Genomic DNA, 12,958 nt, shown 5'->3' on the forward strand with positions numbered 1-12,958 from the left:
TCAGATCAATGCCGGTGGCAGTGCCCTCCAGCCGAATATCGGACAAGATCAGCGAGATGTCATTCAAACTGGCGGTCAGTGCCAGCGCCTCATCCGCCGAGGTCGCCTCGATCACCGAAAGACCCAGATCAACCAGCATGTCGCGGAACTGGTGGCGCAGATCGTCGCTGTCTTCGACCAGCAACGCCAGGCCCGACTGGACAGGCGGCGCGGGCCGATAGGGCAGCCGCAGCATTACGGATGCGCCCGAGGGCGTATTGCGCAGTTGCAGGTCTCCACCCGCCAGCTTGACCGTGTCATAGACCATCGGCAGGCCCAGCCCCGACCCCTTGCTGCCCTTGGTGGTGAAAAACGGGTTTAACGCCTTGTCCAGCGCATCGGGTGAAAACCCCGGGCCTGTATCGGACACGGTAATTTCCACCCAGATCCGACCGATCGCATGGGCGCTGATGGTGATCTGCCCGCTACTGCCGGAGGCGTCGCGGGCATTCAGCACAAGATTCAACAACGCGTCCTGAACCATGCCCGGGTCCAACATCAGCGCTTCATCCGGCAGAGTATTGACCACCGATAGCCCCACGCCACGCGGCAAGGAAGGCGAGGCCAGCACCCGCAGATCCTCGAGCAGGCCGCGCATGTCGGTGGCCTGCGGCTGCGGGGTGCGGTTGCCGGTCATGTCGGCGATGCGGTTCAGCAGCTGCCCGCCGCGCCGCGCGGTCTGCTGGGTTGCGACCACAAGCTCGGCGGCGTCTTCGGGCAGGTCCATCTTTTCCAGCTTGGCCTGCATCCCCAGGATGATGGTCAGCAGGTTCGAGAAATCATGCGCCAGCCCGCTGGTCATCTGCGCGGCCATAGCCCGGCGTCGGGTCTGCTGCAGGGCCACGCGGGCCTGCGTTTCCTCGGTGATGTCCACCGACATGATATAGACGCCGCCCGCGCCGTCGGGCGTGAACGAGACACGGATACGGCGTGAATCCTGATCCTCGGTGAATTCGAACACCGAGGCCTGCCCGTCATAGGCCTGTTTCAGATGCGGCCGGACCCGCTCGTAAGCGTGCGCGCCGAGGGCCTGCGAGATGTGCAGACCCAGGATGTCCGACGGCCGCCCCGGCAGGACCGAACTGAGCCGCCGGTTGGAATAATCATACCGCCCCTCGGCATCCAGATGGGCGATATGTGCGGGCATCATCTCGGTGGTCATGCGGGTGCGCGCTTCGATCTCGGTCAGCTGGCGCTTGGCCTCTTCCAGCGCGCTGATCGTGGCGGCCAGTTGCCGGTTGGTGGCCGAAAGCTCTTCGGCATGGCTCAGCAACTGGTCCGACAGTTCTTCGGACCGGCTGCGCAGAAGCTCTTCGACCCGTTTGGTGCTGGTTATGTCGGTATAGACGGCAACCCAGCCACCGGTGGGCAGGGGTGCACCCTCGATCGCGATCACCTGCCCGTTGGGGCGCACGCGTTCCATGTAGTGCGGCTCGAACGCCAAGGCCTGTTCGACCCGGACACTGACCTGATCCTCGACCGATTGGTCGTGACCATATTCCCCGCGGCTGGCCAGAAAATGGATCGTGTCGCTGAACAGCGCGCCCGGCTGCACCAGGCGTTCGGGCAGGTCGAACATTTCCTGAAAACGCTTGTTGCTGACCACAAGGCGCAACTGGTCGTCATAGATCGACAACGCCTGACCAATCAGGTTCAGCCCTGCGGTCGTCATCTCTTTGATGCGCTGTTCGGATATGTCCACGCCGATCCTCCCCTGGGCACAGGCCTATCACCAGTTTTCGGGCAGGTGTAGAGGGGCCGGATGCGACCGGTTGGCCCCTAGCCGGGTTTGCGGGCGATGATCCAGACGGGGTGATAAGTCAGGCGCACGCCTTCGGGGCCGGAAAACGCGGCGCGATAGCGCGTGCTGAAATCGGTCAGGTCGGAGCGGGTCCAGACCTGCGCCGCGCGGCCGTTCACCCCGGTCTCACGCAGGTGGCGCAGCACGTCCAACGGCGTGTCGAACCACAGCGGTTGCCGATCCTGCCACAGGTCGAGGATTTCAGCATCGGGGCCGATCCCCGCGGCCAGATCCTCGGGGCCGCACAAACCGGGCGCGCGGGCGGCCGACCCCAGCGCGGAAAGTTCGGCGTACTGGTCGGGGCCAAATCCCGAAATGGCAACCCACCCGCCGGGTGCGACCTGATGCATCGCGCGGCGGACCACGGCCGTCGGATCGTCCAGCCATTGGACCGTCGAGGCCGAGGCAATCAGGTCGGGCCGCGCGGGCCATGTCACATTGCGGATATCGCCCGGCAGGAAATCCGCGCCCCATCGCCGCGCAGTCTCCTGGGCCTCGGCCATCAGGTCGTTGAGCGTGGACCGGGTGAACGAAAACTGCTGGTGCAGCGCCTCGGTCAGATGGCCGGTGCCGCAGCCGATTTCGAACAGGGTGCCAAACTGGCGGGGTGCCCCGAGATCGACCAACCGCTGCGCCAACACGCGGGCGATCCGGGCCTGCGGGCCAGCGGCGCAGTGATAGCTGCCGAAGCTGCGGCTGAAACTGCGCCGGATGCGGTCCGTGGGCATGGCGTTCATGCGAACCACTCCGCCCAAGTCTGCCCCGCCGCGAAAGGCTGGTGCGGGCCAGGGATGCGTCGCACGGTGTCCGATTGGCCCCAGGCCACCTCCTGCGCCGCCGTCGGCACGATGCGGTCCGAGGCAGAAATCCAGACCCGGTCGAACCCGGGATTGGGCGCAGGTCCGCGCGCGGCGATGGCCCGCAGTTCCTCGGCCGCGACGGCAAAATCGATCCCGGGTGCGGGGCCTTCCAGCCCGGCCCGGCGGCAGAACCGTGCAAAGCTGGCCGCGCTCAGGCCATCGGCCGTGGCCGCGACCGTCTCGGGCGCGATGCCCCGGTCTGCATCCGCCGGAAACAGCGTGCCGTTGACCGCAACCTTGCGGACACAGGTCAGCCTGTGACCCGACAGCCAATGCGCGGCCGACGCGACCCCGAAGGAATAGGCCAGCAGCCGGACCGTGTCATAGTCGCCGGTTTCGGGCAGGGCGTCGTCGAGGTTGCGATAGTCGTCAACCACCAGAACATCCGCCGCCCCGGTCAGGCGCGTAAACGGCGCAGGCCCCAGCGCCCACCCGCCGAACACCAGCGTCAACTGCGCTCCGCCGTCACGGTTCAGCCAGTGCCGCCTCATGCGTCGCCTCGCGCCAGTTCGACCATGGTCGCCGTCACCTGGCTCAGCTCGTCGCCCGAGATCACATAGGGCGGCATGCAATAGATGTTGCGCGCAAAGGGGCGTAGCCAGACACCGGTTTCCGGCGCCCGCCGATGGGCGATGCGCGGATCGACCGTGTGCTCCATCTCGATCACGCCGATGGCGCCCAGCACCCGAACATCGGTGACGCCGCGCAGGCCGCGCGCCGGCTCCAGTTCGGCCTTCATCTGCGTCTCAATGGCCCGCACACGGGACTGCCAGCCGCCGTCTTCGAGCAGCCCGAGGCTGGCGATGCCGGCGGCGCAGGCCAGCGGATTGGCCATGTAGGTTGGGCCGTGCATGAACACGCCGGCCTCGCTGTTGCCGATGCCATAAGCCACCTGTTCGGTGGTCACCGTTGCGGCGAACGAGATATGCCCCCCCGTCAGCGCCTTGCCCAGGCAGATGATGTCCGGCGTCACCCCCGCATGGGTGGTAGCAAACAGCTCTCCGGTCCGGCCGAACCCCGTGGCGATTTCATCGAAGATCACCAGAACGTCATGGGCCTGACACAATGCCTTGGCCCGGCGCAGCCACTTGGGGTGATAGAAATACATGCCGCCCGCGCCCTGCACGACCGGTTCAAGCACCAACGCAGCCAGCCGGTGCGCCTTGTCCCGCAGCAACTTTTCCAGAGCGTCGAGCCCGTTCTGCGCGGAGTCCTCTGGCCAGTCATCGCCCAGGCGAACGGACGGGCGTGGCAGAAAATGTTGGATCGACAGCGCACCGCGGAACAGCCCATGCATGCCGTTGACGGGGTCGCAGACGCTCATCGCTTTCCAGGTGTCGCCGTGATAGCCGCCGCGGATCGTGGCGAACTCGACCTTGTCGGTGCGGCCATGAGCCATCTGGAACTGCACCGCCATCTTCATCGCCACCTCGATCGAGACCGAGCCGCTGTCGCAATAGAAGATCCGGTCCAGCCCCTCGGGCAGCAGGGCCACCATCTTGCGGCCCAGATCAATGGCGGGCCGATGGGTCAGGCCTCCGAACATGACATGGGGCATCCGGTCCAGCTGCTGCTGCATGGCGGCTGTGATCGCCGGGTGACGGTGCCCATGGATGGCGCACCACCACGAGGACATGGCGTCGATCATCTTCACCCCATCCTCGCGGTACAGATACACGCCCTCGGCCCGGTCGATCAGATGCATCGGGCCCGGGTCGGCCACGTTCGTATAGGGGTGCCATAAGTGGCGGGCGTCAAACTCGAGCGGGGTCACAGGGCACCTCGGATCGTGTCCATGTCGATCGCCTCGAACGCGCGGCGCAGGGTGGCGGGTGTCAGATTCTCGATCCGGCCGAGGCGTCCAACGTGGGGCACCTGCGACATCTGGACGATGGTCTGTTCGACCTCGGGTTCGGGGTCTCCGATGAAGGCCACACCGACCACCGGGCAACCGGCGCCGCGCAGCGCCATCAGCGACAGGGTCGTGTGGTTGATCGTGCCCAAGGCCGTTCGGGCCACCAGAATCACGGGTGCTTGCCAGCGGGCGAACAGGTCAAGGTAATAGGCCTGCCGGGTCAGCGGCACCATGACACCCCCAGCCCCTTCGACCACCAGCGGGCCATTGGTCTGCGGCAGGGTCAGTCGGTTCAGGTCGATCTCGACCCCCTCGGCCTCGGCCGACAGGTGCGGCGAGGCGGGCAGGTTCAGCAGATACGCCTCGGGCAAGACCGGTTGGCCGGACAGGCGCGCCACGATCTGGCTGTCGGTCTCTTCCTCAAGCCCCGATTGCACGGGCTTCCAGTACTGCGCGCCAAGGGCCGCAGTCAGCCCGGCGGAAAACACGGTCTTGCCGACACCGGTGTCGGTTCCGGTCACGATCACTGTGGTCATGCGGTTCCTGCCTGTTGTTCGGCGATGGCCTGAAACACCGCCGTGATGTCCTGCGCGCCGACGTTGCCGGTGATCGAGACCCGCAGTCGCGAGCTGCCTCGTGGTACGGTGGGCGGGCGGATGCCGCGCACGTCAAACCCCATCTGCTGGAGTTCCGCCGCGCGATCCATCGTGGCCGCGTCCTCGCCCACGATGACGGGCATGATCTGGCTGTGAAATCCGGTCAGACCGCACAGGCGTGCGGCTTCGGCATGGGCATGGGCCATCCGGTCGCGCGCGGCCAATGTCAGGCCCGGGTCCTGCCCCACGGCCCGCAGCGCGCCCCGCACGATGGCGGTGTCCAACGGCGACGGGGCCGTCGCAAAGATGAACGGCCGCGCCCGGTTGATCAGGGTGTCGATCATTTCACGCGGTCCGCAGATCAACCCGCCGCTGGCGCCCAGCCCCTTGCCGCAGGTGTGCAGTGTCAGTATCTCGGCGTCCAACCCATGGGCCAGTCCCTGCCCGTTCGGGCCGAAGACGCCCGTGGCGTGGGCCTCGTCCACCACCAGCACTGCCTGCTCGGCTCGGGCCAGTTCGGCCAGGGCGTTCAACGGGGCCAGATCGCCCTCCATCGAATAGACGCTTTCGACCGCGATCCAGACCTGGCCCGTGCCGCCTTGCGCACGCCAATCGGCCAGCACCGCGCGGGCCGCCGAAATGTCGTTATGCGCAAAGCCACGGGTGTCGGCCCGACCCAAGCGCATCCCTTCATGCGCGCTGGCATGGACCAACTCGTCATGCAGGATCAGATCCCCGGCCGCCGGCAGGGTCGCGAAAATGGCTTGATTGGCCTGAAACCCGCCGCCCATGTACAGCGCCGCCTCGGCGGCGAAAAAGGCGGCGGCCTCGGCTTCCAGCGCCTCATGCTCGGGGTGGTTGCCGCGCAACAGGCGCGACCCGCCGGAACCCAGCGGAACACCCCGGTCCAGCGCGTCCTGCGCCGCACGTTTCAGAACATCGGACCCGGCCAGGCCCAGATAATCGTTGGATGCGAAATCCAGCCCAGTGCGGGGCGCAAGCCTGCGCAGCCGATGGCGCGTTTCCAGCACCTTCAGCGCATTGCCCAGCCTTGCGATCGCTGTCATTCGGCCGCGTCCACGCGGGCCTCGGACTCCGCCTCCATCGGCTGGATGCCCAGCTTGGCGAACAGGATCGCGTCCTTGCTTTCCTCGGGGTTCTCGGCGGTCAACAGCGTGTCGCCGGCAAAGATCGAGTTGGCACCGGCAAAGAAGCACATGGCCTGCATCTCGTCGCTCATGTCGCTGCGGCCAGCGGACAGGCGGACATGGGATTTCGGCATCATGATCCGCGCCAGCGCGATGATGCGCACGAAATCGATCGGATCGACCGGCTTGGCGTCGGCCAGCGGGGTATCGGGTTGCGGCATCAGCATGTTGATCGGCACCGAATCCGGCGGCTCGGGCAGGTTGGCCAGCGTGACCAGCATGTCGATCCGGTCCTCGCCGTTTTCGCCCATGCCCAGAATGCCGCCCGAGCAGACCTTCATCCCCGCCTCGCGCACGCGGTTCAGCGTGTCGATCCGGTCGGCAAAGGTGCGGGTGGTGATGACCTCGGGGTAGTAACGCTCGGACGTGTCGATGTTGTGGTTGTAATAATCCAGCCCGGCATCGCGCAGCTGCACCACCTGGGTGTCGTCCAGCATACCCAGGGTCATGCAGGTTTCCATGCCCATCGCCTTGACGCCCTGAATCATCGCCACCAGCGCATCCATGTCGCGCGCCTTGGGCTCACGCCAGGCGGCGCCCATGCAGAACCGGGTCGAGCCGGACTCGCGGGCCTTGCGGGCCTCGGCCAGAACGCGTTCGACCTCGATCAGTTTCGAGGCGCTCAGCTTGGAGCCGTTGCGCGCGGATTGCGAGCAATAGGCGCAATCCTCGGCGCAGCCGCCGGTCTTGATCGACAGAAGCCGCGACATCTGCACCTTGTTGGGGTCAAAATTCTCGCGATGTACGGTCTGCGCCCGATACAGAAGATCCATCAGCGGCAGGTCATAGATGGCCTGAGCGGTTTCGCGGGTCCAGGTGTTCGATGTAGCCGACATTTTATAGATAATTTTTCCCGATGATTCAGATTTACTCGGGTTTATCAATAAAGCCGGAAAACGCAACATCCGCGATGTCACAGGGGGTGGAACTGGCGTGGGTCAGGAATAGCGCCACACCGATCTCGGCCCATCCGGCGTGATTGAATGCAACGAGAGTGTATGGTCCATGTTGCGCATCCGGTGGCGCAGCATCTGGCGCGTCAACCGCGCAAGGTCCGACGCGAATTCGGGCTTGTGCGCGACATTCTCGGCCTCGCCCTTGCCATGGTGATCGAACAGCAGGGGCGGCAGATCGGCGGCGAATTCCACCAATGTAAACCGCGCATCCCGCAGGATGCCCAGGCACGAGTCGCTGTGCCCTGTCCCCAGCCGCCTCTGCCAGACGGTCGGGTGTTCGGGGTCGGAAAAATCCAGCTCACTGAAAGAATGGCTGCGCCAGTCCGCCGGTGTCTGGCCCTGCAGAAGCGGCAGCAGGGAACGCCCGTCCATCGAATTCGGGATGGCCTGCCCCACCCAATCCAGAATGGTAGGCGCGATGTCGATGGATTCGGTCGGAACGTCGACGCGCAGCCCCGCATTCCTCGCGTTGCCCGGCGCGCGGATCACCAACGGCGTGTGATAGGCCGCGTCATAGACCGACATCTTGCCCCAGGCATGGTGGTCGCCCAGCATCTCGCCATGATCGGCGGTGATGACGATCAACGTGTCATCATATTGGCCACTGTCCTTCAGAAACCGCAGCACCCGACCGATGTGATGGTCGACCTCGCTCGCCAGCCCCAGATAGACGGCGCGCAGTGTCTGGGTGTTCGGATCGGTCGGTGACACCTCGGCAAAGCCATGCACGCAGTCACCGGGCCCGTAGTTTTCCAGCGCCGGACCAAAGAACGGATGAACGGCAGCTTCGGCATCGGGCGATTCAAGACGCGTCGGCAGGGGCAGCGACGCCGGATCATACATGCCGTTGTACGGCGCCGGCGCAACCAGCGGCGGGTGCGGGCGGATATAGGTCAAATGCGCGAACCAGCCGGGCTTTCGATACGACGCGATCTCGTTCAAAAACGAGTCGGTCAGGAATGCCGTGTCACTGTCTTCGGCGCTGTAAGGGGCCGGATCATTCAACCGAGGCACGGACCCGTCCTGTGAAACCGGCTTGTAGAGGTCCCAATAGTTGTCGAACTCATATCCCTTGCGCAGCAGGTGCGATTGCCAGGGAAAAGATTCCTCGAGCCGCATTTCGACGACCTCGTGAAAGCCGTTCATCGGGTTTTCGTAGGTCTTTACCGCCGGGTCGTTCGGGTGATGCACCCTGGGGTCGGCCGAGGTGTCGGTATAGCCGAACAGCTGCGGCAGGTATCCGGCCTTGCGCATTTCGGTGGCGATGTTTGGCGTATCATGCCGCAGCGGCGTGCCATTGCGCACCGATCGGTGGTTCATGGCATATTGTCCGGTCAGCAGCGACGCCCGCGACGGCCCGCACGGGTTGGTGACCGAGAAATGGCGGGTGAACGTGACGCCCTCGGCCATGAAGCCGCGCAGGTTCGGCAGATCGACATGGTCGGCCAGCGCCCCGGTCAGGCAGTCGGCACGCAACTGATCGATGATGATGAACAGGACATTTCCCCTTCGCCGCATTCCGAACCACCCTGTCTGGATCCCGTGTTCCGTCCGAAATCGACTGTGTCTGCGATCCTTGGGCCGGGCAACCGATTCCGTCGGTCAGGCGAGATTTTCCGACGGCGCGGCAGCCCCTGAAGGACACGCCCCACGCTCAGTTTCACCTCATGTGCAAGAAAGCCGTTGCAGCAGGGGGCCGTTTCCCATCTGATACCCACATGACACAGCCCTCGATTGCATTGGAGCAGGTCAACGACGACCTGCGGATCGCCGTTTCGGGTGAGATGGTGACCCAATCGCTGGAGTCGGTGGAAAAGGGATTTCGGTCTGTTCCCCCCGACGCGAGAAGCATTGTTTTCGATCTGTCCGGGCTCAGGTCGCTGGACACCGGAGGCGCCTGGCTGATCTGCGATCTGGCGCGGCGCGCCTCGGCGGCGGGCGCAACCGTGACTTATGAAAACGTCTCGGCCACGCAATCGGCGCTGCTTGAGACCGTCGCGCAGAACATCGCAACCGAGATACCGGCAGAGGCCCCGCCGCGCGGCTTCGTGCCCTGGCTGGAGTCTCTGGGCCGGAGGACGGTCGGGGCCGGGCGCGACACGGCGTCGATGCTGGGCTTTCTGGGCCTGACGCTGCATCGGCTGGCGCGCACGTTGGTCATGCCGTGGCGTCTGCGCCGGGCCGCGCTGGTGTCGCAGATGGAGGAAACCGGGCTCAAGGCGCTGCCCATCGTGGCGCTGATGGGGTTTCTGATCGGCGTGGTTCTTGCCTTTCAGGGGGCAACCCAGTTGAAACAGTTCGGCGCCGAGATCTTCGTGGTCGAGCTGATCTCGATCTCGGTTCTGCGCGAATTGGGCGTCCTGCTGACCGCGATCATCGTGGCGGGCAGGTCGGGCTCGGCCTTCACCGCCTCGATCGGCTCGATGAAGGTGCAGGAGGAGATCGACGCCATGCAGACGCTAGGCCTGGACCCGATCGAGGTTCTGGTTGTCCCGCGGGTGCTGGCGTTGCTGATCATGCTGCCGATCTTGGGCTTCGTCGCCGACATTGCCGGCCTGTTCGGCGGCGCCTTGATGAGCTGGATCGATCTGGGCGTCAGCCCCGGCATGTTCGTCACGCGCCTGAAGGAAAACACCGATGTCTGGCACCTGGCAGTCGGCCTGATCAAGGCTCCGTTCTTTGCCGTGGTCATCGCGGTGATCGCCTGTTGGCAGGCGATGCAGGTCAAGGGCTCTTCCCAGAGCGTGGGGCAGCGGACGACATCATCGGTGGTGCAGGCGATCTTCATGGTGATCGCCATCGATGCGCTGTTTTCCATCTTCTTCTCTGAGGTGGGCGTCTGACATGGATGGCGCAATCCAGCAGCAGGACACCAAGGCAGAGGCACAGCGCGAGGCGGTGATCCGGGTGCGTCACCTGCGCAACCAGTTCGGCCCGCAGGTGGTGCATGATGACCTGAACCTGGATGTCTGGCGCGGCGAGGTTCTGGGCATCGTCGGCGGGTCGGGCACCGGCAAATCGGTCCTGTTGCGCACCATCGTCGGGCTGAACAAGCCCGCCGCCGGCAGCATCGAGGTGCTGGGCGTTGACGTGCTGAACGGCCCCGAGGCGGACCGTCGCCGGATCGAGAAACGCTGGGGCGTGGCCTTTCAGGACGGCGCGCTGTTTTCATCGCTGACCGTGTTGCAGAACGTGATGGCGCCGCTGCGCGAACATACGGGCCTGAGCGAAAGCCTGATGCGCGCGCTCGGCAGCCTCAAGATCAGCCTTGTGGGCCTGCCACAGCTGAGTTGCGGCAAGTTTCCGTCCGAGCTGTCGGGCGGGATGCGCAAACGGGCGGCACTGGCGCGCGCGCTGGCGCTGGACCCCGAGATCGTGTTTCTGGACGAACCCACCGCCGGGTTGGACCCGATCGGGGCGGCGGCCTATGACGAACTGATCGGCGAATTGCAACAGGCCTTGGGGCTGACCGTTTTCATGGTCACCCATGACCTCGACAGTCTTTACGCCATCTGCGACCGCGTCGCGGTGCTTGCGGAAAAACGCGTTCTGGTCGAAGGTCCCATAGACGAGATGACCAAGGTCGATCATCCTTGGGTACAGGAATACTTCACCGGCCCCCGGGCCCGCGCGGCGCAGCAGAAGGGGCACGACAGGTAGAGGCGATGGAAACCCGGGCGAACTACATCCTGATCGGCACTTTTACGCTTGTGGGTATCCTCAGCGCGTTCGGCTTTTTCCTGTGGCTGGCCAAGTTCGAGGTAACCCGGCAATACGCCTACTACGACGTGTTGTTCGACAATGTTTCGGGCCTGTCGGCGGCCGGGGGCGTCAACTACAACGGTCTGCCCGTGGGCCAGGTGATCTCGCTGGATCTGGACGATGACGACCCCTCGAAGGTGCGTGTGCGCCTTGAAATCGACGCCGACATTCCCGTCACCACGGATACCATCGCGCAATTGCAGTCGCTGGGGGTGACGGGCGTCAGCTATGTCGAACTGTCGGGGGGGTCGCCCGATGCAGAGCGCCTGCCGCAGTTCAGCGTCATCAAAAGCAAACGCAGCGCGATCCAGTCGCTGTTCGAAGGCGCGCCAAAGGTGCTGGACGAGGCGGTGACCCTGCTGGAAAACCTCAACGCCGTTGTCGATGACGACAACCGCAAGGCGGTGGCCGACATTCTGGACAACCTCGCCTCGGCCTCGGGGCGGCTGGACAAGACGCTGACCGATTTCGAAACCCTCTCGGGCGATCTGGGCGGAGCGGCAAAGGAGATTGGTGCCTTCACCCAGCGGCTGGACCAGCTGGCGGATACGGCCGAAACCACGCTGACCACCGGGACTGACACGCTCAACAGTGTCAAGACCGCCGCGGAATCCGCAAAAACCGCACTGGATGGTGTCAACAAGACGCTGGCCACGGCCGATCAGGTGCTGGAACAGGATATCCGGCCCTTCATCGCGCAGGGGTCTGAATTGGCGGACCGGCTGATCGGGCTGTCGGATGAGGCAGGGGTGACCATGACAACCGTCAACAACACCTTCGCGAATGCCAACCAAACGCTCGACTCCGTCACCTCGGCGATGGAAACGGCCAAGGGCACGCTGACCTCGGCCGAACGCGCCTTCGACTCGGCCAATCGTGTCATGGACGAAGACGTGGCCGCCGTGGCCGCCGATATCCGCACCGCAGCCAACCAGGTGGCCGAGACCGTGTCGAACGTCACCGAGCGGATCGACGCGATTTCCGCCGATATCCTCAGCGCCTCGCAATCGGCGTCGGACCTGCTGGGCACGATCGACGGCATTGTGCAGCAGAACCGTCGCCAGGTGTCGGACTTTCTGCGGGTGGGCCTGCCCCAGTTCGTGCGCTTCGTCGAAGAATCCCAGCGCCTTGTCGTTGGCCTTGATCGGCTAGTGGACAAGCTGGAACGCGACCCGGCCCGGTTCCTGCTGGGCACACAGGCATCGGAGTTTCGCCAATGATCAGAGCAGCAATCGTCGCGTTGGGCCTGGCAGGGTTGACCGGCTGCACCGGGTTGGGAACGCTGAAGCAGGCCTCGAAACCCAACGATCTGTACTTGCTGACGCCCAAAAGCACGTTCTCCAGTTCGCTGCCACGTGTGGGTAAGCAGATCGTCGTGCAGGAGCCGACGGCCACAGCCGCGGTCAACACCGACCAGATCGCGGTGCAGCCGACGCGCCTGCAGGTGCAATACCTGCCGCGCGCGCGCTGGGTCGACAGGGCACCGCTGATCGTGCAGGCCCTGATGGTCGAGAGCTTTGAAAACAGCAACCGTGTTGCGGCCGTGGGCCGCTCGACCGTCGGTCTGCGGGCGGACTATGTGATCGTTCCAGACCTGCGCGAATTCCAAGGAATCGTCGTCGGAGACACCGAAGATTCCACCTCGGTCAAAATCGAAGTTCGCCTCAACATCAAGATCATCGACGAGTTCGAAGACAAAATCATCGCCTCGAACTCGTTCCAGCGCGACGTGATTGCTGCCAGCGACCAGACACCCGACCTGGTCGCTGCCTTCGATCAGGCCCTCGGCAGCACGATGCGGAACGCTGTTGAATGGAGCATCCGCAAGATCCACGCCCATGCCGCCAGCAACCCGCGGCCGTCGCTGAACTAGGCCCGGGT

General features: G+C 64.7%; 12 protein-coding genes. 4 read left to right on the forward strand and 8 right to left on the reverse strand.

The annotated features are described in order from the left end of the window. From AC2FNS_RS15370 to AC2FNS_RS15405, 8 genes are all read right to left on the reverse strand, one after another. A partial coding sequence (locus AC2FNS_RS15370) for a PAS-domain containing protein (protein ID WP_496803908.1) occupies positions 1-1,711 on the reverse strand: 1,711 nt, incomplete at its 3' end. Between the two features lie 107 nt (positions 1,712-1,818). Then, entirely contained in the window at positions 1,819-2,577 is a 759-nt protein-coding gene (locus AC2FNS_RS15375; RefSeq protein WP_496712357.1) for a methyltransferase domain-containing protein, read from the reverse strand. Beyond that, a complete protein-coding gene (locus tag AC2FNS_RS15380) occupies positions 2,574-3,191 on the reverse strand; it encodes a pimeloyl-ACP methyl esterase BioG family protein (protein ID WP_496803904.1) in 618 nt (205 codons plus the stop codon). Before AC2FNS_RS15380 ends, AC2FNS_RS15375 begins: the two co-directional genes overlap by 4 nt. Further along, positions 3,188-4,474 carry an adenosylmethionine--8-amino-7-oxononanoate transaminase gene (bioA, locus tag AC2FNS_RS15385; RefSeq protein WP_496712354.1) on the reverse strand — a complete coding sequence of 429 codons (1,287 nt, stop codon included), beginning with the start codon at positions 4,472-4,474 and terminating at the stop codon, positions 3,188-3,190. The genes AC2FNS_RS15380 and bioA overlap by 4 nt, the downstream gene beginning before the upstream one ends. Next, on the reverse strand, positions 4,471-5,091 hold the full coding sequence (gene bioD, locus AC2FNS_RS15390) for a dethiobiotin synthase (RefSeq protein ID WP_496712353.1): 621 nt from the start codon (positions 5,089-5,091) through the stop codon (positions 4,471-4,473). Before bioD ends, bioA begins: the two co-directional genes overlap by 4 nt. After that, on the reverse strand, positions 5,088-6,218 hold the full coding sequence (locus AC2FNS_RS15395; protein ID WP_496712352.1) for an 8-amino-7-oxononanoate synthase: 1,131 nt from the start codon (positions 6,216-6,218) through the stop codon (positions 5,088-5,090). The genes bioD and AC2FNS_RS15395 overlap by 4 nt, the downstream gene beginning before the upstream one ends. Further along, positions 6,215-7,195 carry a biotin synthase BioB gene (gene bioB, locus AC2FNS_RS15400; RefSeq protein ID WP_093963112.1) on the reverse strand — a complete coding sequence of 327 codons (981 nt, stop codon included), beginning with the start codon at positions 7,193-7,195 and terminating at the stop codon, positions 6,215-6,217. Before bioB ends, AC2FNS_RS15395 begins: the two co-directional genes overlap by 4 nt. Positions 7,196-7,297: 102 nt before the next feature. Further along, positions 7,298-8,833 carry an alkaline phosphatase family protein gene (locus tag AC2FNS_RS15405; protein WP_496712350.1) on the reverse strand — a complete coding sequence of 512 codons (1,536 nt, stop codon included), beginning with the start codon at positions 8,831-8,833 and terminating at the stop codon, positions 7,298-7,300. A 200-nt stretch (positions 8,834-9,033) separates the two neighbouring features. On the opposite strand from AC2FNS_RS15405, the gene AC2FNS_RS15410 reads away from it, so the two are divergent. Genes AC2FNS_RS15410 through AC2FNS_RS15425 form a run of 4 tightly spaced genes read left to right on the forward strand, consistent with a single transcriptional unit; the run spans position 9,034 to position 12,950 of the window. Then, positions 9,034-10,158, forward strand: coding sequence for an ABC transporter permease (locus tag AC2FNS_RS15410; RefSeq protein WP_496712349.1), 1,125 nt, complete (start codon positions 9,034-9,036; stop codon positions 10,156-10,158). A gap of 1 nt (position 10,159) precedes the next feature. Beyond that, positions 10,160-10,975, forward strand: a complete 816-nt coding sequence (locus tag AC2FNS_RS15415) for an ABC transporter ATP-binding protein (RefSeq protein WP_496681497.1) — start codon at positions 10,160-10,162, stop codon at positions 10,973-10,975. 5 nt (positions 10,976-10,980) lie between these two features. Then, entirely contained in the window at positions 10,981-12,297 is a 1,317-nt protein-coding gene (locus tag AC2FNS_RS15420; RefSeq protein ID WP_496681499.1) for an MlaD family protein, read from the forward strand. Further along, positions 12,294-12,950, forward strand: coding sequence for an ABC-type transport auxiliary lipoprotein family protein (locus tag AC2FNS_RS15425; RefSeq protein ID WP_496712348.1), 657 nt, complete (start codon positions 12,294-12,296; stop codon positions 12,948-12,950). The genes AC2FNS_RS15420 and AC2FNS_RS15425 overlap by 4 nt, the downstream gene beginning before the upstream one ends. The last annotated feature ends 8 nt before the right edge of the window (positions 12,951-12,958 follow it).

Source organism: Ruegeria sp. BHSA191, from assembly GCF_059613325.1.